This is a genomic window from Bradyrhizobium sp. S3.3.6 (assembly GCF_040546905.1).
Classification (GTDB): Bacteria; Pseudomonadota; Alphaproteobacteria; order Rhizobiales; family Xanthobacteraceae; genus Bradyrhizobium; species Bradyrhizobium cytisi.
The window spans coordinates 243,882-269,124 of sequence record NZ_JBEPOT010000011.1; the positions used below are offsets into that span (position 1 = coordinate 243,882).

Consider the following 25,243-nt stretch of genomic DNA (forward strand, 5'->3'; position numbering starts at 1 on the left):
TCAGGCCTCGCTGAAGTTGACGATGCCATTCTGCGACCAGCGCATGAATGACGACGGTTCGGCTCGATGGTCGATCAGGAGAGCCGCGAACAGCACGAACAAATAGGCGATGGAGAACACAAACAGTCGTTGAGCGGCGCGGCGATCAGTCTCGACACTTCGGTTCAGCCGACCTGCGAGCAGAAGGAAAATCGCACCGCAGATCGCGGCGATCGCGCCATACACTGTGCCTGCAAATCCGATCGCCCAGGGCAGCTCCGAGGCGAGAGCCAGCAAGCCGCTGTAGATCAGGATCTGCCGCGTTGTCGCAGCGCGTCCCGCGACAACCGGCAGCATCGGCACGCCTGCACGCGCGTAGTCATCGGTGCGGTTGAGCGCCAGGGCCCAGAAATGCGGCGGCGTCCACAAGAAGATGATGAGGAAGAGCGCCAGCGGCTCCAACCCGATGTGTCCGGTTGCCGAGGCCCACCCGACCACCGGCGGAAGCGCACCTGCGACGCCGCCGATGACGATGTTCTGCGGCGTCGTCCGCTTCAGCCACGCCGTGTACACGACGACATAAAAGAGGATGGTGCCAGCCAGCAATGCGGCTGCCATAAGGTTCGTCGCCAGGGCGAGAACCATCACAGCAAGACCGCCAAGAACGAGTCCAAGGACAAGCGCCTCGAAGCGGGAGACCTTGCCGACGGGAATCGGCCGCGCGGCGGTGCGGCTCATGACCGCATCGATATCGGCGTCGTACCACATGTTGAGGACGCCGGCGGCTCCAGCCCCGGCGGCGATGGCGAGAACGGCGGCAAGCGTGGCCGGCAGATCAGGTCGAGCCGGGGCGATGCTCATTCCGACGAGCGCGGTGAAGACGGCAAGACTCATGACACGCGATTTTGTAAGTGCGACGAAATCAGACGCGCTCCATTGACCGGCCATCGAGCGGGCGGAATGAGATGTTGGCGCGAAGCGAGACCGCCTTTCCCAAAGCGAGCCGGCAATGGATTTGACGTTCATTTCGCTGCTCCGGATCAATCAGGATGGGCGCTGTCGTGTTCAGCTTGAACAGCGGTCATAGCGCCCCACCGAATATGCATCGTCACATTCGGCCGAGATTGAACGCGGCTGCTCGATTGGGGCCAATCATGCTCAAATTCGCCAGCCCGATCGGTTTGCACGCGACGAAGCTCGCGAGCGCAGATTCAGGATCATTCAAGCACATTTGAACAAGCGTTCCGCGCAAGGCATTCCTAGATCTGACTGTTGTTGGACCCCGCCATGGCGCGCCGCTTCCGATTTGAATGGTGACGAGGTCGGTTGCGGCGCTCCGAAATGCGGCTTTGCTGATGGAGGACTAATCAATGAAGATCTCTTGGCTCTGGGGGATTGCGGTCACCTGCACGATCGCATCAGTGTCGCTGGCACACGCGCATTCGGCTTATGATGGCTCCTGGGATCTCGTCTTCGTGACGCAAAGGGGTGCATGCGATCCCAGCTATAACTTCACCGTCAATATTGCCGACGGAGTCGTCACTCATCCCAATCTGGTGAAATTCCGGGGATACGTCGCGAGATCGGGCTCGGTTCGCGCCTCGGTAACGGTTCACGACAAGTTCGCGTCCGGTACGGGCAGAATCACTGGGGCCACCGGCCGCGGAAGATGGAGCGGCTATGCGGGAACCGAGAGATGCTCGGGCTACTGGACTGCGCAGCACAATTGACCGGCTTGAAAAGGGAAACACTGTGTCCTGACGCGCTATCGCGCGAAGCGGCATTGGAGGCGATCGCACTGGCAGCGACGCTCCTGTTTTCTCACGGGCAGACCACAGAGCGGACGGTGACCGCTGCCGGGCGCCTTGGGCACGCGCTCGGCGTGGCCGTGACTGTCCTGCCATATTGGGGAGAACTCATCGTCAAGGTCGATGACGCGCCCGTCTCGCAGATCGTCCCTGCCAAGCCGCTTGGCATCGACATGGGCAGGGTACTGGCCGTCATGACGGTGATCGATCAGATCTGCGACGGAACGTTGCCGACCGGGGCTGCTCAATCTGCACTTGGGTCGGCAGGCCGGCTGCCGCCGGCCTCCACGCCACGCTTTGCGTTGTTCGCAGCGATCGGCGCGGCTTCGCTTGGCGTCATTTTCGGTCTCCTCAATCCCACGAGCCTGGTGCTGATCGCGGCGAGCGCAGCCATCGGCGCTCTCGTCCGCCGCTGGCTGTCCGGATTCATCAGCAATCCACTGGTCGAACCGCTTTGCGCGGCGTTCATTGCGGGCACCACGGCCAGTGCCGCCGGCCATTTCCAGCCGTCGGATGCAGTCACGCTGATTGGTTTCTGTCCCTGCATGGTGCTGGTTCCTGGTCCGCATATCCTCAACGGAGCCATTGACCTCGCTCGCACCCGCGTCGCGCTCGGAATTGCACGCCTGACCTATGCCGGCCTCATTGTGCTCCTGATCTGCGCCGGTGGCCTGTTCGGATTCGCGGCGGGCGGCGCAAAGCTCGCGATGGCCGCATCACCTCCTCCCGTGCCATTCCTCATCGACGTGATCGCAGCAGGATGCGCCGTCGCCTCCTTCGGCACGTTCTTCTCAATGCCATGGCGCTTGCTGGCGTTCCCGATCGCGGTTGGTATGGTCGCACATGCTGCACGCTGGGCGCTGATCTCCAACGCGGGAGCCAGCGCTCCGACCGGCGCGTTGGTCGCCTGCATGCTCGTCGGCACCCTCACGACGCCGGCCGTCGATCGCCTGCATCTGCCTTTCGCAGCTGTCGCATTTTCCGCTGTTGTCTCGTTGATGCCGGGCTTCTTCCTGTTCAATACCGCGATCGGCCTCGTGGAATTGGTTTCGATCGGATCGAGCACGCCGCCAGCTTTGCTGACCGGTATCGCCACGAGCGGCGTCACGGCATTTCTGATCATCATGGCCATGGCCTTCGGACTGATCCTCCCGCGCATGCTGTTCGAGCGCGCACCACCCTCCCCTGCATGAGGAGGCACGGCCGTTCAATGCGCCGCAGCGCCGTCCAAGAACAGCAGGAAGACCCGCTGTATCGGTTCTCATACGCTGCTGGCCCTCGAGACCGTCGGTACATCCATGACTACAGTCCTGACCAAATCGTTCGCGCAAGAAAAGCCACCTGTTGCGAGAACCGTCGCGGGCAGAAAACGCGTCTTGATCGTCGGTGGTGGCTTTGCCGGCATCGCGGCGGCACGCGCACTGAAACGAAGCGATGTCGACATCACGCTTATCGACCGGCGCAATCACCATATCTTTCAGCCACTCCTGTATCAGGTCGCAACCGCTGTTTTGGCGCCATCCGAGATCGCGGCACCGATCCGGCAGCTCGAGGCAAACCAGAAAAACCTCAACGTCTTGCTGGCTGAGGTCAAGGGCATCAACCTGGGGGCTCGCACGATCGAGGCCATCTGCCCGAGGATCGGCAGTCGAAAGCTCTCGTACGATTTCCTGGTGATCGCAACCGGAATGCATCCGAGCTATTTTGGTCATGACGAGTTCGTCCAATTCGCACCGGGCCTCAAGAGCCTCAACGACGCAGAGACGATCCGGACCAAGCTCCTGAGCGCATTCGAACTGGCGGAATCGACCGATGACGAGCAGGAGCGCGCGCGCCAAATGACCTTCGTTTTGGTGGGCGCCGGCCCGACCGGCGTCGAGCTCGCCGCTTCGATCGCCCAACTGGTCTCGGTGACCCTGCGCAACAATTTCCGCAGGATCGATCCGGCCAAGAGCCGCATCGTTCTGCTCGACGGCGGCACGCGTATTCTGCCGACCTTTGCGGAATCGCTGGCGCGAAAGGCGGCCAAACGACTGACGAAACTCGGCGTCGAGGTGTCGACGGGCGTGAAAGTCGAAAAGGTCGACGATCAGGGCGTGATCGCGGCCGGCGTACGCATTCCCAGCGCCACCGTGCTTTGGACGGCCGGGGTCAGCGCCTCGCCGGTCGTGAAAATGCTGGGAACGCAAACGGACCGCGCCGGACGCGCTTGCGTTGGCGCCTTCATGGACATTCCCGAGGCGCCCAACGTGTTTGTGGCAGGCGACGCGGCCGCGATGACCCAGGATGGTCGCCCCGTCCCAGGCGTGGCCCAGGCAGCCATTCAACAGGGACGATTTGTCGGGCAGGTCATCGCCAACCGTGTCAGGGGACGCAAGGATGGCCGACAGTTCCGATACCGCAACAAGGGCAATATGGCGGTGGTCGGCAAGAATTTCGCGATCCTCGAGGCTGGTCATTTGCACAGCAGTGGCTTTTTGACCTGGCTGGTGTGGGCCGCGCTGCATGTGCTCGCGCTGCCGCAGCTCCAGAACCGGTTCCGTGTTCAGACCCAATGGCTCTGGTCGTATCTGTCGGGGCAGCGCAGCTCACGGTTGATTTCCGAAGGGCCACGGTCCTCGTCCGAGTAGTGATCAGACCCGGTAATCACTGTTTTCCGGCAATTGGCTGAGGACTGCACCTGTGGACGCCTCCATCATCTCCGCGCTCGCCGCCCTCACCGGGGCGGCCGTCGGCGGCTTGACGAGCGGAATTGCAAATTGGCGGAGCCAACGAAGCCAGGTCCGCGCCCAGTGGATTCTCCACGAGGAGACCCGCCGGCAGACGCTTTACAGGGAATTCATCGAGGATGCCGCCAAGTGCTACATCGATGCGCTTCAGCATGACAAGGCGGACATTCCAAACCTGGTCAGTCTTTATGCCAAGTTGAGCGCGATGCGGGCGGTGTCGTCAAAGCAGGTGGTTCATCAAGCCGAAGACGTCGCCCGAAAGATCCTCGATACCTATCTGGAGCCGGACAAGAGCTTCGTCGAACTACGCGAAATGGCTATTGATGGCACGATCGATCTATTGCTTGGCTTCAGTCATGCGTGCCGCGGCGAATTCGAAGGGATGCGGCCAATACATTTCTGACCGCCCCCCTACGATTTCAGCTCGCCCTTGCCGCAAGTCCCGGATGCGCTAATCCCGCGATCGGACCGCCTCGATTCAATTAGCGAACGCCTGCATGAACCCCTGGAGGAATTTGCCGGTGCCCTCGCTGGCGATGTTGCGCTGCTCATCGAAGAGCTTGTCGATACGGCCGACATAGGCCTCGGGCTGCTGCATGGTCGGCACGTTCAAGAACACCAGCGATTGCCTGAGATGATGATTGGCGCCGAAGCCTCCGATCGCACTCGGCGAGCCGCTGACGATCGCGCCCGGCTTGCGGTCCCAGCCGCTGCTTCCATACGGCCTGGAGCCGACATCCAACGCATTCTTGAGAGCGGCCGGCACCGAGCGGTTATATTCGGGCGTGACGAACAGCACAGCGTCGGTGCCCTTCACGCGCTGCCGGAATGCGGTCCATGACGCCGGCGGATCGATGTCGACATCCTCGTTGTAGAGAGGCAGTTGCCCGATCTCGATGATCTCAAGCTTGAGCGACGATGGCGCGAGCGAGATCAACGCATTCGCCAGCGTCGGGTTAAACGACGCCTTGCGCAGGCTTCCAACCAGCACACACACGTTCATCGGCTTGTCCATGGTCATGCGCTCGCCTGAGATTTGACAGTCCTGGCGAAGTCAGGCTTGCGCTTCTCCATGAAAGCCGTGAACGCCTCTTTTGCATCTTCGGAACGGACTTGCGCGCTGAACTCTTCGTTCTCGGCCTTCATTGCGGCCTTCAGCTGTTCGCGAAATGGCGCCTTCATGAGCCTCTTGCTGGCTTGCAGCGCTGCGGCCGGCTTCGCAGCCAATTTCCGAGCCGTCTCTGTCGCCCTCGCCCGGAGATCCGTATCGGATACGACTTCGGTCACCAGACCCAATTCCGCGGCGCGCCTGGCATCAAAGGGAGTTCCCAACATGATCAGCTCCGCCGCACGGAGATGGCCGATCCGCGCCGGCACGGAGCAGCTCGATCCGAATTTCCGGCACGACGGCAAGATTGATGAAGGGCATCTGGAATTTCGCGCTCTCGCCCGCGTAGATGAAATCGCAGTGCGTCAGCATGGTGGTGCCGCCACCGATCGCCGCGCCATGGACGGCCGCGACCAGCGGTTTGTCGAAGTTGACCAACGCGTTCATCAGACGCGCCTGGGGCGATTCGCCTGGCCCCGGCGGATTCTTGAGAAAGTCCTCGATATCGTTGCCCGCGCAGAACGAATCGCCCGCGCCATGCCAGAGGACGACTCGCGTGTTGTCGTCATTCGCCGCCTCGTTGAAGAGACCCGCGAGTGCCACGTACATGGTCGACGTCATGGCGTTCCGCTTGGTTGGGCGATTCAGTTGGATACGCAGGACGCTTCCAGCGTGCTCAGTAACAATCTCATCCATTCGTCCGCATCCTAGTTCCGTTGGCGAATTTCGCTGCAAATCCAGCTTCGGGAGCGGCTCCCGCCACTCCCGACAGTGTCATCGCGCTAAGCAGCGTGCTCCTTTGCCTTCGGAACGGCACCGCTCGCATGCAGACCATCGATTTCGGCCGCGCTGAATCCCAGCTGCCGAAGAACCTCGTCGTTGTGCTCTCCGATCTTCGGGGCGCGCTTCGCGGACACCTTGGCGACACCATGCACCTGAAGCGGGCTCGAGATCGTGGACGTCAGCTTGCCGCCGGCATCTTCGAGCGGAACGATGATGTCGTTTGCCCGGAGCTGGGGGTCGTTGATCACCTCCTGCGGCCCGCGTACCGCTCCGAACGTGACGTGAACGCCGTTGAACACCTCGTACCAATGTGACATCGGCTCGGAACAGAAGGTCTGGTCGAGAATCGCCGTGAGCTCCGCCATGTTCGCCATCAGCTTGGCCGGGTCGGAGAACCGCGGATCAGTCAGGAGATCGGGCCGGCCGATCGCCTTCGCCACGGCCTCCATCTTGTCGGGTGTGATGATGAGAACGAACCAGGTATCGTCCTTGGCGCGATACACGTTCATGGCCGCATTTGCGGGGTGCATACGATCATGCAGCCCGAAGAATTTCGCATCGCACAGCGCCGCCTGGATCGAGACGCTGGCGGACCACACACCCTCGGCGAGCAGCGAGGTCGTAACATGCGCCCCCTCGCCCGTGCGCTCGCGACGATACAGCGCCGTGACGATCGCAGAATAGAGCCCGACGGCGGTCGCATTGTCGCCGCTGCCGGCCACGGGCCAAGTCGGCGGTGCACCGGCATCGCGGGTCATCGACAGCAGCCCACTACGTGCCCAGTATGACGTAATGTCAAAACCGGGAAGATTCGCATCCGGTCCCTTGTCGCCGAAGCCCGAGATGTCGGCGTAGATCAGCCGCGGATTCCACGCTGCCACATCTTCATATTCGAGCTTCAGTTTCTTGCGCGCCGGATGCGGCGTGTTGACGATGAGGACGTCAGCCCATTTGACGAGTTTCTCGAGAACCTGATGGGCGCTCGGGGATTTCAGATCGAGCGCCATGCCGCGCTTGTTGCGATTGGCCAGATGCCAGGGATAGGCATCGTCAGCGACCGGCTGCGGCGGGAGATGGTTTGCATGCCGCCACAGCTCGCCGCTCGGCGGCTCGACCTTGATCACGTCGGCGCCGAAATCGGACAAGATCACGGCCGCGCTGGGGCCCGCGATGAAGCTCGCGAGATCCACCACCTTCAGTCCGGAGAAAATGCTGTCGTTTGCCATGGGTGTCCTTTCCAGATCCTCGTAGGAGGGCTGCCTTGTTTCAACGCCCGCGAAACTGCGGCGCACGTTTCTCGAGGAAGGCGGCGGTGCCTTCCTTCTTGTCTTCGGTGGCGGCGCAAATGCCGAAGAAGGAAGCCTCCAGCACGAGGCCTTCGCTTTGGCTGGTCTCCATCCCCTTGTTGGCGGCATCGAGCGAGAATTTCACGGCGATCGGCGCGTTGGCCATGATCTGCTTCAGGACCGTCTCGGCGCGATCTATCAGGCCGGCCGCAGGAACGACTTCGTTGACGAGGCCGATGCGATAGGCTTCCTGCGCGGAAATCGTCTCGCCCGTGAGGATCAGCTGCAACGCACGCCCCTTTCCCACCAGGCGCGGCAGGCGTTGCGTGCCGCCCCCGCCGGGCAAAAGGCCCAGCTTGACCTCCGGCTGACCGAATTTGGCGTGCTCCGCCGCGATCCTGATGGTGCAGGCCATCGCGGTCTCGCAACCGCCGCCGAGCGCAAAGCCGTTGATCGCCGCGATCACCGGCTTGCCGAGATTTTCGATGAGGTCAAGCACACTCTGCCCGAACCGGCTGGACTCCTCGGCGTCGTACGCGTCGACATGTGCGAGTTCACTGATATCGGCGCCGGCGATGAACGCTTTGTCGCCCGCCCCGGTGAGGATGACGCCGCGCACGGACGCGTCCGCTTTTGCGTCCTCGAATGCGGCGTGCAGATCAGTCCAGGTCGGCGTATTGAGCGCGTTGAGCACCTTCGGCCGATTGACCGTGACGTAGGCGACCGGGCCCTTTTTCTCGTACTGGACGTTCGCAAGCGCCAGCGCCGCTCTGGGTGCGGAGCCTGGTGCTGTCGCAGGTGAAGGAGTGAACGGTGCAGTTCCCGAAACCATGATGATGTCTCCTGGGTAGGGCGGCCGGCGCTGGTGCGCCGGCGTCGCTGAGAGGTCAGAGGAAGGCGCCGTGACCAGTGATGGCCTTGCCGACGATCAGATTCTGCATCTGATACGTGCCCTCGTAGGAGTAGAGCGCCTCGGCATCGGCGAAGAAGCGCGCGACGTTGTAGTCGGCGACGATGCCGTTGCCGCCCAGCACCTCGCGGCCCCATGAGACTGTCTCGCGCGATTTCGATGTGCAGAACGCCTTTGCCAATGCCGCGTGATGGTCGCCGAGCTTGCCTTCGTCGTCGAGCTGCGCCAGGCGGAGCATCAGGCACTGGCACGCGGTCAGATTGCCCAGCATCTTGGCGAGCAGATCCTGGATCAGCTGGAACGAAGCGATCGGCTTGCCGAATTGCAGGCGCTCCTGGGCGTATTTGAGGGTGGCTTCGTATGCACCCATCTGGATGCCGGTCGACGCCCAGCCCACCATGTACCGCGTCATCCGCAGCACGCGTGCGGTATCGCGGAACGAATTGCCGCCCTGGAGACGATTCGCTTCAGGGATCCGCACGTCCTTCAGCGTGATCTGGCCGTTCTGGACCACCTTGAGCGCGATCTTGTGCTCGATCTTCTCGACGCTGAAGCCGGGCGTCGACTTGTTCTCGACGATGAAGCCTTTGACCTGATTGTCGGCAAGATCGCGCGCCCAGATGATGGAAATGTCGCACCACGACGCGTTGCCGATCCACCGCTTCTGCCCGTTGAGAATCCAGGTATCGCCCTCCCGCTTGGCCGTCGTGGTCAGACCGCCACTCGTTCCGGAGCCGACCAGCGGCTCGGTGAGGCCGAAGCAGCCGATCTTTTCCCAGCGCGCCATCGCCGGCAGCCATTTCTGCTTCTGCTCCTCAGAGCCGTCGAGATAGATCGAGCCCATCGCCAAGCCGCTATGCACGCCAAAGAACGTGCAGAATGATGCGTCGGTGCGCGCCAGCTCCATCGCGACGAAGCCGAACAGCTTCTGGCTGCCGCCCGCGCAACCATAGCCCTCGAAGCCGAGCCCGCCGAGGCCGAGCTCCTTGAACGACGGCAGCAGCTCGAACGGAAACGCATCATCGGACCAATATTTGTTGATGACCGGCTGGACCTTGGTCTCCATGTAGGTCCGCACCTTCTTGACGAGCGCTCTCTCGTCGGCGGTGAGAAGGTCGACCAGCTGATAGAAGTCGCCATTGGGTGCAGGCGCCGGCTTCGGCGCTGCGGTCTTGCTTGCCGGGGTTGCGGTTGGCATCTGGAATCTCTCCTTGCTGCGGCTCGGAAGCCTGAAAAGTGAAGGACGGGTTTGACGTGTGAATGGTCTCGTCGGCGCCGCCGATTTCGTCAGCTCGGCTTGGCTGCTTTCTTGCGCAGCTCGATCAGGCCGAGCAGAACTTCGTCGCGCTCCGCCTCCAATTGCTCGATGGTGCGCGATCCGGCCTCGGCATGGACGCTGTCGATGAGCTTCTTTTGCACCTCCGGCGTCAGCACCGGCGAGCCGAGCGTCTTCCACCAGGCCGTCATCGGGCCGGTGAACTGCTGGAAGAAGTGCTCGATGCCGCCCGGACCGCCGCCGAGGTGGTTCAGCATCAGGCTGCCCATGACGCCCCAGCGCAGGCCCGGGCCCCAGCTCAGGGCGGTGTCGACGTCGGCGGCGCTCACCACACCTTCGGCGACGAGGTAATAGACCTCGCGGCTCAGCGCGGCCTGGAGACGGTTGGCGACATGCCCCGGCATTTCCTTGTTGAGGCGCACTGTCCGTTGTCCGATCGACGTGTAGAATTCCGCCGCGCGCCGGATCGTGGCTTCCGAGGTCTTTGCCCCGCCGACGATCTCCGTCAGCGGAATCAAGTGAGGCGGATTGAACGGATGGGCGATGACGCAGCGCTCGGGATGGGACGCAGCCCCCTTCTGGATTTCACTCATGGTGAGTCCCGACGAGCTCGATGCGATGATCACGTCGGGCGGCAACAGCTCGTCGAGCTGGCCATAGAGCTTCTGCTTGAACTCGATCCGCTCGGGCCCGTTCTCCTGGACGAGGTCGGCGCCGGCGAGAGCCTGTGCGATGTCGGGCGTGAATTTGAGGTTCGACTGCGACGCTCCGGGCGACAGGCCCAGTCGCTCGAGTGCCGGCCAGGCCGTCTCGACGAACTTCCTCAGCGCGGCTTCCGCGTTCGGCGCGATATCGGTCGCGACGACCTGAAGTCCCTTGGCGAGAAACAGCGAGCTCCAGCTCGCACCGATCACGCCGGTGCCGATGATGGCGATGCGGCGAATGGGCTTGGTGTCGGTCATGTCATTCTCTCCAATGCGTTCGTCAGACTTCGGCATAGGCAATGCCGGTGAGATTGCCCTGGGCGAAGAGGAAGTTGCGCTCGCCGGATCCATCGAGCCGCGCGGAGTAGATCGAGCCGGCGAAGTCGGTCACGAACATGCGATCGTTCGGGACGTCGAGCGCGATGCCGATCCCCTCCATGAGATGCGTCACCACGATCTCGGACTCGGCAGGCTTGCTGTCGATCGAAGCCCGGTTCACCGTGTTGCCGCGCGGAGGATCGCCGCGGTCGGTCCAGTAGAGGATCCGGTTCTTGTGATCGATTTCCAGATCGATCGGCTCCGGCAGGCCGTCGTAAAAGATCTCGATGTCGGATCTTGTCGGTGCGGTCTGGCCGGCGGGTATTTCGACATTGGCGCGGAAGATGCGGCCGAGCCCGGCGTTATCGGGGCCCTTTTGCGTCCAGTAGATGCGTCCGAATTTCGGATCGATCGCCAGTCCGACGCACCATCGGGTCTGGTCCTTGCGATCGGCTTCGCTGTGCCCCGCCTCGATCAGCGTCTCCAGCCGCGAGCCGTCGAGGTTGCAGCGCATGAGGCGCATGCCCTCGCGATCGCACCAGTACAGCTTGCCGCCTTTCTTATCGAGGATGATCTGCTTCGGCGTATGGGTGTGTCCCTGCGGGACGATTGTCTTGCGGTTCTTGCCGTCGATGTCGGCGCGCTCGATGGACCCGTCATCCAGGCTCGGGATGCCCATGTTGGTCCAGTAGATATGGCCGGCCTCGACATCCACGACGATACCGTCCGGAAGGTGGCAGCCGGTCACGATGGTTGTGCGTTCGGAGCCATCCGTATTCATGGCGTGAATGCAGCCTGCATTCAGTTCGAGGACGAACAGACGAGGGATTGTGGGGTTTGATTTCGTGACGGCGTTTGGCATGTCGCACCTGCATCCTGGCCCGACCACGGACCGGGTCAGGTGACGCGACTATGACGCGATCACCGTCATTGATCTTGGACAGGAATGTCACCGCTGGAATGGGTCTGCTGCTTGATCGGTTGCGGCCCCTCGCGCGGCATCGCGACGACCATCGATGCGAGCGCAGCAGCTTTCAACAAGTGAGGCATCAAACGTCCAAGCGTGGGCAACGGGCAGGTTACATGGTCGGCTCTGACTTAAAAAAATTCATCGCCTCGCGATTGCGGCTGGGCCCTGCAACCGAATAAAGTAAATGGCCATCCGGCCATCAGAAAGGGAGTCAGGCATGGACGTGCCGAGCTCTGACAAGGACATTCAAGGCACGCCCGACGCGCCGGATGACGGACGGGCGAAAACCGCGCGCAACCCGACGCGCACGCCCTCCATCATCGTCGGTGTCGTTGCGGTTGCCGTCGTGGGGCTTTCCGTCTTCTATCTGTTGCGGCCGGAGCCCTTGCTAGTCCAGGGCGAGGTCGATGCAACGCGGCTCGATATCGCGGCGCGCGTGGACGGACGGGTCGGCAAGATTCCCGTCGAGCGCGGCCAGAACGTTGCTGCGGGCGCGGTGCTCGTCCAGATCGACAATCCAGAGACCATGGCCAAGCACGAGCAGATGAAGGCGGCCAAGGCTGTTGCGGACGCGCAGCTTGCCAACGTTATGGTGGGAACGCGGGTGGAGGTGATCGCGGCACGGAAGGCGGAAATGGAGCGGGCGCAGGCAGCGCTGGTGTTGGCGCAGAAGACGTACGACCGCACGCACATTTTGACCGATCAGGGCAACGCGCCGCAGGCCCGCCTCGACCAGGCGACCGACGCGCTGCATGAAAGCGAGCGCGCGGTTGACCAGGCCAAATCGGCCTATGAGCAGGCGGTCAACGGCTACACCAAGGAGGAGCGGGCCATCGCCGGCAGCAATGTCGAAAAGGCCAGCGCCGATATCCAGAGCGTCCAGTCGATCATCGATCAGCTCGTGGTCTACGCGCCCATCGCCTCCCAGGTCTACCAGCGCAACGTCGAACCCGGCGAATACGTGTCGCCGGGCGTCCCGCTCGTCACCTTGATCAATCTGGCCGACCTCTGGGTCCATTTCGATCTGCGCGAGGATCTCGTCAAAGGCCTGAAGGTCGGCGATCGCTTCGACGTGCGCATTCCGGCGCTGGGCGACCGCTCCGTCTCGGTCGAGGTCAAGCTGATCGCCACCAAGGGCGAATATGCGAGCTGGCGGGCCACGCGTGCGACCGGCGATTTCGACCTGCGGACGTTTTCGATCCGCGCCTATCCGGTGCAGCCGGTGCCCGAGTTGCGACCGGGAATGAGCGCCTATCTCGACTGGCGGTCGCGGCCATGAGGCCGGCGCCAAAACCCGGATTTCTGCTGGTCGCACGGCGCGAGTGCCGCTGGCTGTTTCACGATCGCGTGGCGCTGCTCCTGATCTTCGGCGTACCGCTGTTTGCGTTCGTGGTGCTGACCACGGTCTTTAGCCATCCGGTCATTCGCGGGCTCGGCGTGACCATCGTCGACGAGGACAAGTCGGGCACATCGCGTGCGCTGGTGGAGTATGTGGCGGCGTCGCCGAGCCTGAACATCGTCGACCGCTCCGGGACATTGTCCATGGCGGTGCAGGACATACGCTCGGGCAAGGCGATCTCGGCGATCCATATCCCGCCGGATTTCGAGCGCGACCTGGAGGCGCAGCGCCGCCCGCAGGTCGTCGGCTTCTATAATCAGCAGTTCCTGACGGCGGCGGGCATCGCCTCGTCGGGTCTGAGCGATGCGCTGTCCGCCGCGGCGGCCGTGGCCGCTCCCGCCAGGCGCGCCGCGCCCGCGGCGGCTTCGATCGGGACGCTCTCGACCGAAACCGTCGCGCTGGTCAATCCGCAGAAGAACTATGCGCAGTTCCTGCTGCGCGCGCTGCTGCCGACGATCATCCATGTGGTGATCACGCTGGCCGCAGGCTATTCGGTCGGTTCCGAATTCCGCCGCCGCGATGCACGGGACTGGCTCGCAAGCGCCGGAGGCGATCCTGTCACAGCGCTGGCCGGCAAGCTCGCGCCGCTGTTTTGCATCTTTGTCGTGATCATGCTGGCCGAGCCGCTGGTGCTCGAGGGCGTGCTCGAAGTGCCCTTCAAGGGCGACCTGCTGCTGATGATCGCGGCCGGCTCGCTGCTGATCATTGCCTATCTGTCGCTGGGCGCCCTGCTCCAGCTGCTGGTCCGCGACCTCGCGACCGGGCTCGGACTTGCGGGCCTGTTTGCCTCGCCCGCGTTCGGCTATGCCGGCGTCGGCTTTCCCACCGTCGGCATGAACGCCTTTGCGCATATGTGGAGCGCGATCCTGCCGCTGCGCTGGTATATGGCCGTTTTGCTGGGACAGGCGGCGCGCGGATTGCCGGTGACGGAATCCGCCGTCCCCTTCGCAGCGCTCGCGGGCCTCGCGCTGCTGTTTGCCGGCCTGGCCTGGCTGCGCATGGCGAGCTTGACGCGCAGCGGCTGGTTCGAGACGGCGCGCCCCGAAGAGGCCCCCGCAATCGAGCCCGCGCCGCGCGGCATCGGCGGTGCCTTCACGGTGGAGTGGCGACGCGTGCTGGGAACGCGGAGCGCCTTCAGTGTGCTGTTCCTCGCGCCACTGGTTTACGGTGTCTATTACCCGCAGCCCTATCTGAACCAGATCCTGCGCAAGCTCCCCATCGCGGTCGTCGACAATGATCTCAGCGATCTCAGCCGCCGGATGGTCGAGACGCTGGATGCCAGCGGCGCGTTGAGCGTCGTGGTTCGCGCCCGCACGCTTGCCGAGGCACACACCGCAATCAATCGCGGAGAGGCCTTTGCCGCCGTCGACATTCCGGCGGGCACCGAGCGCGACGTGCTCAAGGGGATCACCGCGCACATCCCGGTCTATGCGGACGCTACCTACCTCTTCATCTTCAGGTCGACCGCAAGCGGCGTGGCCACCGCCCTCGGCGCCCTGACGTCCGAGCTCGTGTCGCGCGGCGGACGCTCGGACGGCAGCCTGGTCAAGGCAAAGCTGGCAAGCTCGAGCCCGGCCGACGTTCTGCTGCAACCGATCTTCAACCCGGTCGGCGGCTATGCGAGCTATGTCGTTCCGGCCGCGTTCGTGCTGATCCTCCAGCAGACCCTGCTGATCGGCGCGGCGATGCTGACCGGCTCGGCGCTGGCGGGCCGCGGCGGCGCGTTCACCGGCGTGCTTGGCCGCGGCGTCGCGCATCTGACCATCTACCTGCCGGCGGTCGCGCTCTATCTCATCGTGCTGCCGCGGATCTACGGTTTCTCGACACTCGGCCATCTGCCGCAGATCTTCGCGCTCGCGACCATATTCCTGCTGGCGACGAGTTTTATGGGCCAGGCGGTCGGAGCCTGGTTCACGCGGCCCGAGAACGCGACCATCCTGCTGCTGGCGACCAGCCTGCCGCAGTTCTTCATGGCCGGCTTTGCATGGCCGCGCGAGGCGATTCCCGATGTGGCCCTCGCCTTCGGCCGGATTTTCCCCGCCGATTCCGCGATCGACGGTCTCGTGCGCATCAATCAGCTCGGCGCTGGTATCTGGGAGGTCACCCATGACTGGCTCGGGCTCTGGTTGCTGGCGCTGGTCTATTTCGTGCTTGCGGTGATCTCGGCATTCGTCGTCAAGAGAGGACAGCGACATGCACAAGGCTAGGCTTGCGGCCATCATTGCGCTCGCGCTGGTCGCGGGCATCCTGATCGTGTCCGCAAATCGTTCCGGATCACCGCCTGCACTCGTCGGTGTCGTGCGCACGACCGAAGTGAGAGTGGAGCCGGAGGTGACCGGACAGCTCCAGTCGATCGCGGTCGAGAAGGGCGCCACCGTGCGCGCGGGCGATATTCTGGCACGGCTCTCCGCAGTGGAGTTGACGGCACAGGCGGATCAGGCGCGCGCTGCACTGGCATCAGTAACTGCCAACCGCAACAACGTCTATGCCGGCGTCCGCCGTGAGCAAGTCGACTCGCTGAAAGCTGCCATCGCCAAGGCCAGCGCCCGCCTCGACTATGTGCGGGCCCAGCTCTCCAGGACCAGCACGCTGGCGCGCCAGAGCTTCGAATCCCAGCAGTCGCTCGACCAGGCCGAGAACGACGTTGCGAGCGCGCGCGCCGACGTGGCCGAGGCCCAGGCCAATTACGATGCGGCCGTGGCGGGACCGACCCGGGAAGAGCGCGCGATCGCCGACGCGCAGGTGCAGGCCGCGGCCGCCGCGGTCACCGTGCTCGAGCGCCGCCTCGACAAGATGGTGTTGCGCGCGCCGGCCGACGGCGTAGTCAGCGTCATCGCCGCCGAGATCGGCGAGAACGTTCGCGCGGGCCAGCCGATCCTGGTGGTCGAAGCGGCGGGCAAGCAATGGCTCTCATTCAACGTGCGCGAGGATCATCTCGATCGTCTCGCGATGGGAGAAACGGCGAACGTGATGCGGCGCGGCGCCGATGGCGCGACAAAGGCGGTCGTCACCGAGCTGCGGCCACTCGGCGTGTTCGCCACCTGGCAAGCCGAGCGGGTGATTGGCGATCATGACCGCAACACGCTGCGCCTGCGCCTTGACCTTGACCCGAAGGGAGAGTTGTCGGGCCTCGAGCCGGGCACGACCGTCTGGATCGACCACTAGCGAGAGCTCTGAAGTGTTTTGGCTTGACGGAGGCTGCAGAACTCTCATACCTGTTTTGCAGTGCCTCTTTCCCCGATCGGAAAATATGCCGCAACCGGCGAAGGAACCGAAAAGCTAACTCCGCCGCAGGTTTGCAGCCAGATGATTACGGGTTGCCGGGTTGCAAGGATTCAATTATCCGGAACTGCTCCCGGTTTGCGCCAGGAAAGTGTATTACGAAAGAAAGGCCGGCTGGCGGAAGCGCCTGTTTTCCTTCGTCGCAGGAATCGACGCCCCGCGCAATCTTTGTCGGGACCAGAGACAGAGTTCTGACCGCGATTACACGATCCGGCCTACCCTGCTCTTGCTGCACACGACATTTCGAACTGGTCCAAAAACTTTAACTCTCGGTCCCATCCATCCTAGGCTAGTTTGAGCCAACTAGAGCCATCATTTCTCGCTCGGCGTCCCTTCAATGGCAGAGCCAAACCTCACCCAGTTCCGGCCATCGAACTTCTGCAATTGCATCTGCTCGATTGGGTAGTGATCGGTTGGCGATGTGTCCAACGTAACGTCCGGAAGCAGCATGTCGAGATGAACCCGGTTCAACGCCTCGGCCTGCCTCATGATGTTGGCGCGCGTAAGGTCATCCTTGCACCGCCCGAGCACTTCGACCAGCGCCTGGGCGGCGTTATATCCATAGACTACATAGAAATTGTTTTGGTCTTCTCCCGGAATGTATTTGGACATGAAATCGGAGAATCTCGTCAAACCGGGGTCATCTTTCCAGGCCGCATCGGCAGGATCCTTGCTGTAACTCGCTGTGATGATGTCCCTTGCGTTTTCGAGGCCGGCGGGCTTCAGGACGGCGCTGATCGATTGCGAGTTTCCATGCAGGATATGCACTGGCTTCCAGCCGATCTCTGCTGCCTTCTTAATGGCCTGCGCCGCAAATTTCGCCGAGGCGAAATTGACGAAGATGCTTGCGCCCGAGAATTTCAGCTTCACAAGTTCGGAATCAATCGTCGGCGCGCTCGTCTCATACGTGACTTCGGCGACAATGTTGCCGACCGCATCGCCGAGCCCGTCCTTCAAGCCCTTGATATTGTCCCGTCCGAAGTCGTCATTGGACGAGAGAACCGCAATCTTCCCACCATGATAGTTTTCACGCAGGTACCTGCCGTAGATGCTTGTTTCGCTCTGGTAGCTTGGCTGGAAGCCCATCGACCAGGGATATGCCTTGTGATCACCGAAGATGGTCCCTCCGGCTGCTATGAACAGCTGCGGCACCTTTTTGGCGTTGACATATTTGATAACCGACATGACGGTCGGCGTCCCCAGTTGATTGAAGAGAAGAAGAACCTCGTCGCTTTCGATCAGCTTGCGGGTCTGCTCCACGGTCTTCGGAGGGCTATAGGCGTCGTCGTAGGAGATGAACTCGAGCTTGCGGCCGTTAACCCCGCCTTGATCGTTGATCATCTTGAAATAGGCGCCTTCCGTTCGGGCAATGATGCCATTCGATGACAGCGGTCCACTGTACGGAGCGGTATTGCCAATCTTGATGACAGTATCGCTTGCGCCGGCATCGTACCGCTTCTGCCCTTGCGCGCTGCTTGGCCCTGCAACGGCCGATCCGATCAAGATCGTCAGCGCGATAACCCAATAAACCAATCGCGGCGCGCGCGCGTGCTGTGACATGCCTCTCTCCTCGGATTCGATATTGGATCGACGATCGCTCGGATCGTCAGGCCGTCTTCAGGTCGAAGTCGAACCGGGTTCCCCATGTCGTCAGCTGCTCAATCGTCCACACCCGAGGACGTTGGGGGTACGCCTCGTGCCAGGGCCGCGGCTCGAAAATATTGAGCTCCGGAACCAGCACGTCCATGTCGGAATAGAGCTCGATCAGAAAACGGCTCGGGTCGTAGTGATAGGACGCGAGGTTGTGGCCCGCGGTATGCCGCGTCGGACCCCAGAGGATCGGATGGCCTTTCGTCGCGAGAAAATCGGCCACATCGTGATGCGCGGCGCGGCTGCGCAGCTCAAACGCAAGGTGATGAAGCCGGGTTTCCGGCGCACCGATGACGTTGAGGACGTGGTGATCGTGATTGCAGGTCAGAAACGTCGCAATTCCCTCAAACCAATCGGTCGTGCGGAAGCCGATGGCCGAACAGAATTCAACGAACTTGTCGGCCTCCGGCGTGATCAGCGCAACGTGCCCAAGACGCGTTGGAACGACGCCCGAGGTGCGGAAGCCGGGGCCAGGCATCGCCATCTCCGGCAACAGATGGAGCGTGTGCCCCACAACGACGACCTCCACCAGGACGGGAACGCCCGGCCGCGCGTCGCTTTTCTTTTCGGCAGAGAGGCCGAGACCGCGGAGCGACTTCACCGTCTCGTCAGCCGTTTCCTGTTCGATCCTCAGGCCGAGCGCCGTGAGACGCTTCTCGGGCGCCGGCTTGATGGTGATGTTGTGGTGATCGAGGCCGAGGCTGAAATAGGCGCGGCCATCGGATCCTCGCTCGGCCGGCGTTGCGCCGAGCACGCGGTCGTAGTAGGCGATCTCCTGTTCCGCGGCAGGCGTATCGAGATCGACATAGGCGATTTGGAAAGCGCGGGTCATCGTTTTTCCTCCAGCGTCGCCGCGACGGCTTCTGCGTCGTAGCCATAAAGTCGGTTCATAGCCTCAGAACTGCCGCGCACACCTCGCGTGGCGAAGAGGTGGTCCCGTTCGAGCTGTTGTGGTCCGTCCTGCAGGTGGAAGCTCGTAGAATTGGCGCGAGACCTTTCCTGCACCTCGGTCGCGCGCGGCTTGCGCAATGTGACGTAACCCCGAAACGCCGACGGAATGTCGAAGGCTGCGTGCTTCAGGCATGCCGCCAGCGCGGCACCGTCCTCGATGGCCTGCGCGGCCCCCTGCGCCATGTACGGCAGCATGGGATGGCACGCGTCCCCCAGCAGCGCGACACGCCCCCGCGTCCATTCCGGAAGTGGATCGCGATCGAACAACGCCCATTTGAACGTCTCGTCGACGGCGTTGAGGATCGTCGAGATCTGCGGATGCCACCCCTCGTACTTCCTTGCGGCATCGGAGATCGAACCGCGGTCGGACCATTGCTCCCGGGTCCAGGTCGCCTCTTCGCTGACAGCCACGAAGTTCAGGAATCGACCCGAGGAAACGAAGTAATGGACGAAGTGTCCGCCAGGCCCCACCCAGTTCGTGACATCGAGCGGAAGGCCGAGATGCGCGATCCGTTCGACAGGTGCGAGCCCCCGATACGCGATCTGCCCCGAGAACCGCGGCTTTTCGACGCCGAACAGGCGCTCGCGAACCTGGGAGTGGATTCCGTCGGCGCCGATGAGGAGATCGCCGCGCTCGGACGTTCCGTCCTCGAAGCGGGCGGTCACGCCCGTTTCGTCTTGCTCGACATCGACCAGACGTCGTCCAAGCTTGATCTCCTTGCGACCAAAGGCGTCAGCAAGAAGGGCGATGAGGTCAGCCCGGTGGAAATGGTAGTAGGGCGCCCCATAACGGTTCTCGAGGGCATCGCCCAGTTCCTCGCGCCCCAGGACTCGGCCGTCCTGCCAGCGGCGAAAGACGACCGAAGAGGGGCGAACGGCGGCCCGCGCCATGGCGTCCCCGAGCCCATAACGGCTCAGCAGCCGGGAGACATTAGGGCTGATCTGAATGCCCGCGCCGACCTCGCGTTGCGCCAGCGTTTGCTCGAACAGCGAGACGTCGAGACCGGCCCGGCGCAGTGCGATGGCAGCCGCCGTGCCGCCGATACCTGCGCCGATCACTAGGGCATGAAGCGGCTTCACCGTTCCGCCCCCCAGCCGAGAGCCGTCGCGAGGATCACGTCGGCGTTTGGCGGCGTGCTACCCGTTCCGCGCCACGCAATGTGGTGGTCAGGCCGAACGAGCAGCAAGTCCTGTCCGTAAACACCCTTCAGATCGGGTTCGTCGAGTTGCAAGACCGACAGCGGTATCCGTCGTCGCGCCGCAGCGTCGACAAAGGACGACAGATCGCGCCTTCGGAAATCGATCAGCGTGAAATGCGGGCCCAGCCGATCGTAGAGCGCCGTCCCGTCTTTCAGATATGTGCTGGGCAAGCGGGCGCCGGGCGTGGTCGTCGGCTTGTAGACAACGGAATCGAATGGAAAGGGAGTGGCCGAGCCATCTGCGACGATCGGCGATCCCTCATAGATAAAGCCGTGCTCGATCCCGAAGCATTCGTTCTCGACGTTGCCGAGCTTGGCGATCGCTGCACCGACTTCGGCCCGGCGCACGGGATTGTCGCTGTTGTCGCCTTCCAACAGGCTTCCATAGGCCTCGGCAATGTGCATTCGCACCTGCATGTGGCGGCCGGAGGCGTCGCGATTTCGTGCCGCCACGGGACGCCGCTCGATTTCATACGACGCGAGGAGACCGGGCCCACCAAAACCCTGCAGCGTCGCCGCCAGCTTCCAGCCGAGGTCGACCGCATCGCCGACCCCTGAATTCATCCCGTAGCCGCCTGTCGGGATGAACTGATGCGCGGAATCACCTGCGAGCAAGACGCGTCCCGTGCCATAGCTTTCGGCGACCAGCAGGTGCGGCGTCCACACATTCGCGACCAGGATATCGAAGGAGAATGGCCGGCCGGCATAGGCCTCGACGAGCGCGCGCGGATCGAGCTTGGTCGCGTCCTGGCCGGGAAGCACAGGCACGTGAACGGTCCAGATATCATCGTCGTTCTGGGCGATCATCGTTCCAAGCGGCGACTGGTAGTGCCAGGCGACGCCCCAGCGCTGCAGCAGATCTCGCTCGGTCGATCGAAAGTGGATCATGTAGAGTTCGCCGACGCGCGACTGCCCCTCGAGCTGGATGCCCAGCCCTGCGCGAACGCGGCTGGAGCCGCCGTCACAACCGATGAGATATTGGCAGCTGACCTGCTCCTGGGTGCCACTCCCCTGCTCCCGCAGCACCGCGACGACACGATCGTCCTTCTCTTCAAACCCTTCGAAGGCGACGCCGAACCGCACGTCGACCTCCGGACGCGCGTCGATGGCTTTCTTCAGAACCGGCTCAATCTCGACCTGCGAGACCCGCATCGGGGGTTCGAGCGGTTGGGTGCCGTCGTTCTTGATACGGATCTGCCTTCGAAACTCGCTCGGGGTCATGTATCGAAAGCGATGCAGCTCATATCCGGCAAGACTTGTGATCCAGGAGACATCGAAGGGATGATCTTCCGGCACCGCGACATGTCGCAACGCGTCCGCGAGGCCGAACTTCCGAAAAAGCTCCATGCTGCGGCTGTTGGTGATGTCCATCTTCGGATGGCGGGTCGTCGTCGCATTCTTCTCGACCAGCATCGAGCGGATGCCGAAATGGGCCAGGACGTTCGCAAGCGTCATCCCGACGGGACCGCCCCCTGCAATCAGAACCGGAACCGATTTCATTGTTTCCTCCCAATATAAGCGGCGCACGATCTACGTCGTGCTGCCGCCACCGAATGACGCCCGATCAGGACCCGGCCTGATCAACTCCGTTGAGCCAGGGCAGTGCGCTAATCTAGTCTGGTCAAGACCTCGCTCCACGACAACCGATATGATGTCCGCTCGAATCCGCGGGTGACAGGATCACCGCAGGATCAGGCCGCCGCACGCACCGCGTCTTCGGCTTCAAGCACGATCGGATTGCGCAGAACACCCAATCCCTCGATCTCGATCTCGCAGACGTCGCCGGGCTTCATATAGAGAGGCGGCTTGCGTGCCGCGCCGACGCCGGACGGCGTACCGGTCACGATGATGTCTCCCGGAAACAGCGTGATGCCCACGCTGATCAACGCGACCAGGGTTGCGACATCGAAGATCAGATCGGAGGTCGACGCCTTTTGCATCACCGTCCCGTTCAATCTCGTCTCGAGTTTCAGGCCGCTGGCACCTGACGGAAGTTCGTCGGCCGTTACAAATGCCGGCCCGAACGCTCCCGTGCCGTCGAAATTTTTGCCGATGGTCCATTGCGGCGTGCGGAACTGATAGTCGCGGATTGTACCATCGTTGAAGATCGAATATCCGGCGACATGGTCGAGGGCTGCGGACTGCGGGATATGGCGGCCGCCGCGCCCGATGATAGCGACAAGCTCTCCCTCAAAGTCGAGCGCTTCCGAGACGTTCGGACGTACGATCGGCACACCGTGCCCGATGAGGCTCGAGGCGAACCGGCCAAACAGCGTCGGATAGTCCGGTTGCTTGATGCTGCTTTCGGCCGTGTGGTCCGCGTAGTTCAGGCCCACACAGATGATCTTGCCGGGTGCGGACAACGGCGGCAGGAAGCTCACCGCTTCCGGATCGATCGGATCGCCCTTGAGAAGCGCCGAGGCGAGATCCTTCAGTGCGTCCGCTCCACCGGCAATGGCGCGCTCGAGCCGGCCCTCTCCGCCGTCATCGAGCCCCCAGTGCCGGCCGGCTTGATCGGCAACAGCGAGGCCGCGCGTTCCGTTTCTTTCATAAGCGATGAAGCGCATGGGGCATTTTCCTCCGTGTGCGATCTCCTATATCACACAAAATGCATATTACAAAATAAAATGCATAATTTCGAAAGTATGCATATTTGCAAGTGACTCCAGACATTTCGTCCGCTATGGCTATTAGCACCATGGAATCACCGACGAGCCTCACCCACGGAGCCTATGCGGAGCTTCGCTCCGAACTGCTCGCATGCAACTTCGCGCCCGGAGAGAAGCTGAAGATCGAGGATCTCTGCCGTCGCTTTGCAGTTGGCTCGAGCGCCGTGCGTGAGGCGCTGTCGCGCCTCGCATCGGAGGGGTTTGTCGTCAGCGAACCGCAGCGGGGCTTCCGCGTCGCCCCATTGTCGGTTGATGCCCTTCGCGATCTCACCGACGTTCGATGCAGCATTGAGGCGCTGTGCCTTCGAGGCGCCATCGAGAACGGTGGACTCGAGTGGCAGTCGCAGGTCGTCGCCGCCCTGCACCGTCTGACGCATACGCCGGTATGGGCAGACAAGGCCGCGCGTCGCTACAGCAACGAATATGCGAGGGCTCACGAGACCTTTCACGAAGTCCTCGCAGCGGGATGCGGCAGCCCCTGGCTTCTTCATCTGCGCGCGGTGCTTTTCAATCACTCTGCACGTTACCGGTGGTTTACCGGTCCCCTGTCCAAGGTGGACCGCGACCTCGACAAGGAACATCGCGAGATTGCGGAGGCCACTTTGGCGCGGGACTGCGAACGCGCCGTCGCACTGATGAACGCGCACCTGCAACTGACCGCAAAAATCGTCCTCGACGCTGTATCGTCCGAGCGCGAGCCGGCTGCGAGAACATCAAAGGCAAAGCCGGGCAAGACTCACGCGCCGGATGGCCCAGGTCTCAAACGCAAGCGAAGCACGGCATCTGCCTGACGACCTGCCCGCTCCCGCCCGGCACGAGCAAACCGGGCGCGGAGCCGGGTGCCGCTACAATTTGATGACCAGCTTCCCGCGATTCTCCCCGGCGTAGAGCATCGCAATCGATGCCGGCGCGGCCTCGATGCCGTCCTGCACGTCCTCGCGATACCGCAACTTGCCGGAGCGAATCCAGCCAGCCAGCGCCACGATCGCTTCTTCATACCGTGGAGCAAAATCGGTGGTGAGGAAGCCCTGCATGATTGCGCGCTTGACGAGCAGATGCCGCTCCGGCCGCGGTCCCTCGTTCCAGGGATCCCAGCTCGCATAAGAGGCAGTACCGCAAATCGCGATGCGTGCTCCGACATTGATCTGCCGGACAACGGCATCGTGAATTGCACCTGACGTATTGTCGAAGAAAGCGTCGACGCCATTGGGGCAAAGCCGGGCAAGCGCTTCATCGAGATCCGCAGTCGACTTGTAGTCGACGGCCGAATCGTAGCCGAACTCCTCGATGCACTGCCGGACTTTCTCCGCACCACCGGCGAACCCGATCGTGCGACATCCCTTGATCTTCGCGATCTGGCCCACAGCCGAGCCAACCCCACCGGCGGCCGTCGAGACCACGACGGTTTCCCCTGCCTTCGGCCGGCAGACGTCCAGCAAGCCGAAATAGGCCGTCAGGCCGTTCAGTCCGAGCACACCGAGCGAGAGCGACAGCGGAAGGTCTTCCTCGAGGACCTTCCGCATGACCTGCTGCGGTTTGGCTGCGGCATAGTCCTGCCAGCCGAATATGCCCATGACCTTGTCGCCGGCTGCATAGCCATGGCTTCGCGTTTCAATCACCTCTCCGACCGCGAATGCGCGCATGGTGTCGCCGACTTCGATCCTCGGCCAATAGGTGCTCTTGTCGGCAATCCATCCGCGCATGGCCGGATCTGCCGACAGGAAGATGTTGCGAACGAGGAACTCGCCGTCCGAAATCCTCGGCACTTCCGCTTCGCGCAGCGCGAAGTCCGTCGGCTGCGGAATTCCGTTGGGGCGTGAACTTAGCCATACCTGTCGGTTTTTCATTTGCTGCCGCCTTTCCTATCTCGCCACGCTAGGGAGCCGAACTGCGTGTTTCGGTCCAGTTATGCGGTCTCCTGAGCCCCACGGAGGCGAAGCGCGCGCCACCGGTAGACCGGGACGGTGAGTGAGTTATGACGAAAGTGGTTGCGGGGGAAGCGCAACCACCGATACCGACATTCGAAGTTCAAGTTGCGATCTGATCGAGCCCGCCTCCTGCGTCCCGAACGCAGTGAACATCTTCTAAGGTGTTGATTTTTCTTACTTCGACAGGCGTTTCAGTCTCGTTTTGTTCACGGTCGTTTCACCCAATTCGTTGCGATATCGTTGCGGCGTTCTCGGGTAGAACGGTGAGCAGCGGCCTTGCTCCAAGGGATCCTC

Annotated in this window: 23 protein-coding genes; 8 read left to right on the plus strand and 15 right to left on the minus strand. The window is 62.6% G+C overall.

Going from position 1 to position 25,243, the window contains the following annotated elements; all coding sequences use genetic code 11:
- Nucleotides 1-927: a heme o synthase gene (locus ABID59_RS28080; protein ID WP_354085557.1), complete on the minus strand. Its 927-nt coding sequence runs from the start codon at nucleotides 925-927 to the stop codon at nucleotides 1-3.
- A gap of 422 nt (nucleotides 928-1,349) precedes the next feature.
- Between ABID59_RS28080 and ABID59_RS28085 the strand changes: the two genes are divergently transcribed.
- The 4 genes from ABID59_RS28085 to ABID59_RS28100 all read left to right on the plus strand — a co-directional run bounded on the left by ABID59_RS28085 (nucleotide 1,350) and on the right by ABID59_RS28100 (nucleotide 4,919).
- Nucleotides 1,350-1,709: a hypothetical protein gene (locus ABID59_RS28085; protein ID WP_354033169.1), complete on the plus strand. Its 360-nt coding sequence runs from the start codon at nucleotides 1,350-1,352 to the stop codon at nucleotides 1,707-1,709.
- Nucleotides 1,676-2,980 (plus strand): threonine/serine exporter family protein, encoded by a 1,305-nt coding sequence (locus ABID59_RS28090; RefSeq protein ID WP_354033170.1) that lies wholly within the window; start codon nucleotides 1,676-1,678, stop codon nucleotides 2,978-2,980. The genes ABID59_RS28085 and ABID59_RS28090 overlap by 34 nt, the downstream gene beginning before the upstream one ends.
- A 183-nt stretch (nucleotides 2,981-3,163) precedes the next feature.
- Nucleotides 3,164-4,417: an NAD(P)/FAD-dependent oxidoreductase gene (locus ABID59_RS28095; protein ID WP_354033171.1), complete on the plus strand. Its 1,254-nt coding sequence runs from the start codon at nucleotides 3,164-3,166 to the stop codon at nucleotides 4,415-4,417.
- 52 nt (nucleotides 4,418-4,469) lie between these two features.
- The gene (locus ABID59_RS28100) at nucleotides 4,470-4,919 is read left to right on the plus strand and encodes a hypothetical protein (RefSeq protein WP_210250971.1); all 450 of its coding nucleotides are present in this window, start codon (nucleotides 4,470-4,472) and stop codon (nucleotides 4,917-4,919) included.
- A 75-nt stretch (nucleotides 4,920-4,994) separates the two neighbouring features.
- Here the strand turns inward: ABID59_RS28100 and ABID59_RS28105 are convergent, their stop codons facing one another.
- From ABID59_RS28105 to ABID59_RS28140, 8 genes are all read right to left on the minus strand, one after another.
- Complete coding sequence (locus ABID59_RS28105) at nucleotides 4,995-5,531, minus strand: NADPH-dependent FMN reductase (protein WP_354085558.1); 537 nt, start codon at nucleotides 5,529-5,531, stop codon at nucleotides 4,995-4,997.
- A 2-nt stretch (nucleotides 5,532-5,533) separates the two neighbouring features.
- Nucleotides 5,534-5,893 carry an enoyl-CoA hydratase-related protein gene (locus ABID59_RS28110; RefSeq protein WP_354085538.1) on the minus strand — a complete coding sequence of 120 codons (360 nt, stop codon included), beginning with the start codon at nucleotides 5,891-5,893 and terminating at the stop codon, nucleotides 5,534-5,536.
- Nucleotides 5,832-6,320, minus strand: coding sequence for an enoyl-CoA hydratase-related protein (locus ABID59_RS28115; RefSeq protein WP_354085539.1), 489 nt, complete (start codon nucleotides 6,318-6,320; stop codon nucleotides 5,832-5,834). The genes ABID59_RS28110 and ABID59_RS28115 overlap by 62 nt, the downstream gene beginning before the upstream one ends.
- A gap of 86 nt (nucleotides 6,321-6,406) precedes the next feature.
- A complete protein-coding gene (locus ABID59_RS28120; RefSeq protein WP_354033172.1) occupies nucleotides 6,407-7,633 on the minus strand; it encodes a CaiB/BaiF CoA transferase family protein in 1,227 nt (408 codons plus the stop codon).
- Between the two features lie 40 nt (nucleotides 7,634-7,673).
- Nucleotides 7,674-8,525 carry an enoyl-CoA hydratase-related protein gene (locus ABID59_RS28125; protein ID WP_148754978.1) on the minus strand — a complete coding sequence of 284 codons (852 nt, stop codon included), beginning with the start codon at nucleotides 8,523-8,525 and terminating at the stop codon, nucleotides 7,674-7,676.
- A 55-nt stretch (nucleotides 8,526-8,580) separates the two neighbouring features.
- Complete coding sequence (locus tag ABID59_RS28130) at nucleotides 8,581-9,801, minus strand: acyl-CoA dehydrogenase family protein (protein WP_354085540.1); 1,221 nt, start codon at nucleotides 9,799-9,801, stop codon at nucleotides 8,581-8,583.
- An 89-nt stretch (nucleotides 9,802-9,890) separates the two neighbouring features.
- On the minus strand, nucleotides 9,891-10,841 hold the full coding sequence (locus ABID59_RS28135) for a 3-hydroxyacyl-CoA dehydrogenase NAD-binding domain-containing protein (protein ID WP_354033174.1): 951 nt from the start codon (nucleotides 10,839-10,841) through the stop codon (nucleotides 9,891-9,893).
- 22 nt (nucleotides 10,842-10,863) lie between these two features.
- Nucleotides 10,864-11,682 (minus strand): 3-hydroxyacyl-CoA dehydrogenase, encoded by an 819-nt coding sequence (locus tag ABID59_RS28140; RefSeq protein WP_354033175.1) that lies wholly within the window; start codon nucleotides 11,680-11,682, stop codon nucleotides 10,864-10,866.
- Between the two features lie 406 nt (nucleotides 11,683-12,088).
- Here ABID59_RS28140 and ABID59_RS28145 point away from each other — a divergent pair, with 406 nt between their 5' ends.
- From ABID59_RS28145 to ABID59_RS28155, 3 genes are read left to right on the plus strand one after another with little or no spacing between them, the layout of a single operon-like run.
- Complete coding sequence (locus ABID59_RS28145) at nucleotides 12,089-13,150, plus strand: HlyD family secretion protein (RefSeq protein ID WP_354085541.1); 1,062 nt, start codon at nucleotides 12,089-12,091, stop codon at nucleotides 13,148-13,150.
- On the plus strand, nucleotides 13,147-15,477 hold the full coding sequence (locus tag ABID59_RS28150) for an ABC transporter permease (protein WP_354085542.1): 2,331 nt from the start codon (nucleotides 13,147-13,149) through the stop codon (nucleotides 15,475-15,477). Before ABID59_RS28145 ends, ABID59_RS28150 begins: the two co-directional genes overlap by 4 nt.
- Nucleotides 15,464-16,435, plus strand: a complete 972-nt coding sequence (locus tag ABID59_RS28155) for an HlyD family secretion protein (protein ID WP_354033178.1) — start codon at nucleotides 15,464-15,466, stop codon at nucleotides 16,433-16,435. Before ABID59_RS28150 ends, ABID59_RS28155 begins: the two co-directional genes overlap by 14 nt.
- Before the next feature lie 429 nt (nucleotides 16,436-16,864).
- On the opposite strand, the gene ABID59_RS28160 is transcribed toward ABID59_RS28155, so the two are convergent.
- From ABID59_RS28160 to ABID59_RS28180, 5 genes are all read right to left on the minus strand, one after another.
- Complete coding sequence (locus ABID59_RS28160; RefSeq protein WP_354033179.1) at nucleotides 16,865-18,112, minus strand: ABC transporter substrate-binding protein; 1,248 nt, start codon at nucleotides 18,110-18,112, stop codon at nucleotides 16,865-16,867.
- Nucleotides 18,113-18,158: 46 nt separating this feature from the next.
- Nucleotides 18,159-19,034, minus strand: a complete 876-nt coding sequence (locus ABID59_RS28165) for a VOC family protein (RefSeq protein WP_354033180.1) — start codon at nucleotides 19,032-19,034, stop codon at nucleotides 18,159-18,161.
- Entirely contained in the window at nucleotides 19,031-20,233 is a 1,203-nt protein-coding gene (locus tag ABID59_RS28170; RefSeq protein ID WP_354033181.1) for an FAD-dependent monooxygenase, read from the minus strand. The genes ABID59_RS28165 and ABID59_RS28170 overlap by 4 nt, the downstream gene beginning before the upstream one ends.
- Nucleotides 20,230-21,852, minus strand: coding sequence for an FAD-dependent monooxygenase (locus tag ABID59_RS28175; protein WP_354085543.1), 1,623 nt, complete (start codon nucleotides 21,850-21,852; stop codon nucleotides 20,230-20,232). Before ABID59_RS28175 ends, ABID59_RS28170 begins: the two co-directional genes overlap by 4 nt.
- Before the next feature lie 191 nt (nucleotides 21,853-22,043).
- Entirely contained in the window at nucleotides 22,044-22,919 is an 876-nt protein-coding gene (locus tag ABID59_RS28180; RefSeq protein ID WP_354033183.1) for a fumarylacetoacetate hydrolase family protein, read from the minus strand.
- Between the two features lie 131 nt (nucleotides 22,920-23,050).
- Between ABID59_RS28180 and ABID59_RS28185 the strand changes: the two genes are divergently transcribed.
- A complete protein-coding gene (locus ABID59_RS28185) occupies nucleotides 23,051-23,812 on the plus strand; it encodes a GntR family transcriptional regulator (RefSeq protein WP_354033184.1) in 762 nt (253 codons plus the stop codon).
- Between the two features lie 54 nt (nucleotides 23,813-23,866).
- Here the strand turns inward: ABID59_RS28185 and ABID59_RS28190 are convergent, their stop codons facing one another.
- A complete protein-coding gene (locus ABID59_RS28190; RefSeq protein ID WP_354085544.1) occupies nucleotides 23,867-24,868 on the minus strand; it encodes an NADP-dependent oxidoreductase in 1,002 nt (333 codons plus the stop codon).
- Nucleotides 24,869-25,243: the final 375 nt, after the last annotated feature.

Bases quoted from the DNA above. Each gene is read 5' to 3' on its own strand.
- ABID59_RS28160 (WP_354033179.1), bottom strand. From the start codon at position 18,112: ATGTCACAGCACGCGCGCGCGCCGCGATTGGTTTATTGGGTTATCGCG.
- ABID59_RS28145 (WP_354085541.1), top strand. From the start codon at position 12,089: ATGGACGTGCCGAGCTCTGACAAGGACATTCAAGGCACGCCCGACGCG.
- ABID59_RS28175 (WP_354085543.1), bottom strand. From the start codon at position 21,852: ATGAAATCGGTTCCGGTTCTGATTGCAGGGGGCGGTCCCGTCGGGATG.
- ABID59_RS28180 (WP_354033183.1), bottom strand. From the start codon at position 22,919: ATGCGCTTCATCGCTTATGAAAGAAACGGAACGCGCGGCCTCGCTGTT.
- ABID59_RS28150 (WP_354085542.1), top strand. From the start codon at position 13,147: ATGAGGCCGGCGCCAAAACCCGGATTTCTGCTGGTCGCACGGCGCGAG.
- ABID59_RS28080 (WP_354085557.1), bottom strand. From the start codon at position 927: ATGGCCGGTCAATGGAGCGCGTCTGATTTCGTCGCACTTACAAAATCG.
- ABID59_RS28125 (WP_148754978.1), bottom strand. From the start codon at position 8,525: ATGGTTTCGGGAACTGCACCGTTCACTCCTTCACCTGCGACAGCACCA.
- ABID59_RS28105 (WP_354085558.1), bottom strand. From the start codon at position 5,531: ATGGACAAGCCGATGAACGTGTGTGTGCTGGTTGGAAGCCTGCGCAAG.
- ABID59_RS28085 (WP_354033169.1), top strand. From the start codon at position 1,350: ATGAAGATCTCTTGGCTCTGGGGGATTGCGGTCACCTGCACGATCGCA.
- ABID59_RS28120 (WP_354033172.1), bottom strand. From the start codon at position 7,633: ATGGCAAACGACAGCATTTTCTCCGGACTGAAGGTGGTGGATCTCGCG.
- ABID59_RS28130 (WP_354085540.1), bottom strand. From the start codon at position 9,801: ATGCCAACCGCAACCCCGGCAAGCAAGACCGCAGCGCCGAAGCCGGCG.
- ABID59_RS28155 (WP_354033178.1), top strand. From the start codon at position 15,464: ATGCACAAGGCTAGGCTTGCGGCCATCATTGCGCTCGCGCTGGTCGCG.
- ABID59_RS28090 (WP_354033170.1), top strand. From the start codon at position 1,676: ATGCTCGGGCTACTGGACTGCGCAGCACAATTGACCGGCTTGAAAAGG.
- ABID59_RS28135 (WP_354033174.1), bottom strand. From the start codon at position 10,841: ATGACCGACACCAAGCCCATTCGCCGCATCGCCATCATCGGCACCGGC.
- ABID59_RS28140 (WP_354033175.1), bottom strand. From the start codon at position 11,682: ATGAATACGGATGGCTCCGAACGCACAACCATCGTGACCGGCTGCCAC.
- ABID59_RS28190 (WP_354085544.1), bottom strand. From the start codon at position 24,868: ATGAAAAACCGACAGGTATGGCTAAGTTCACGCCCCAACGGAATTCCG.
- ABID59_RS28115 (WP_354085539.1), bottom strand. From the start codon at position 6,320: ATGGATGAGATTGTTACTGAGCACGCTGGAAGCGTCCTGCGTATCCAA.
- ABID59_RS28165 (WP_354033180.1), bottom strand. From the start codon at position 19,034: ATGACCCGCGCTTTCCAAATCGCCTATGTCGATCTCGATACGCCTGCC.
- ABID59_RS28185 (WP_354033184.1), top strand. From the start codon at position 23,051: ATGGAATCACCGACGAGCCTCACCCACGGAGCCTATGCGGAGCTTCGC.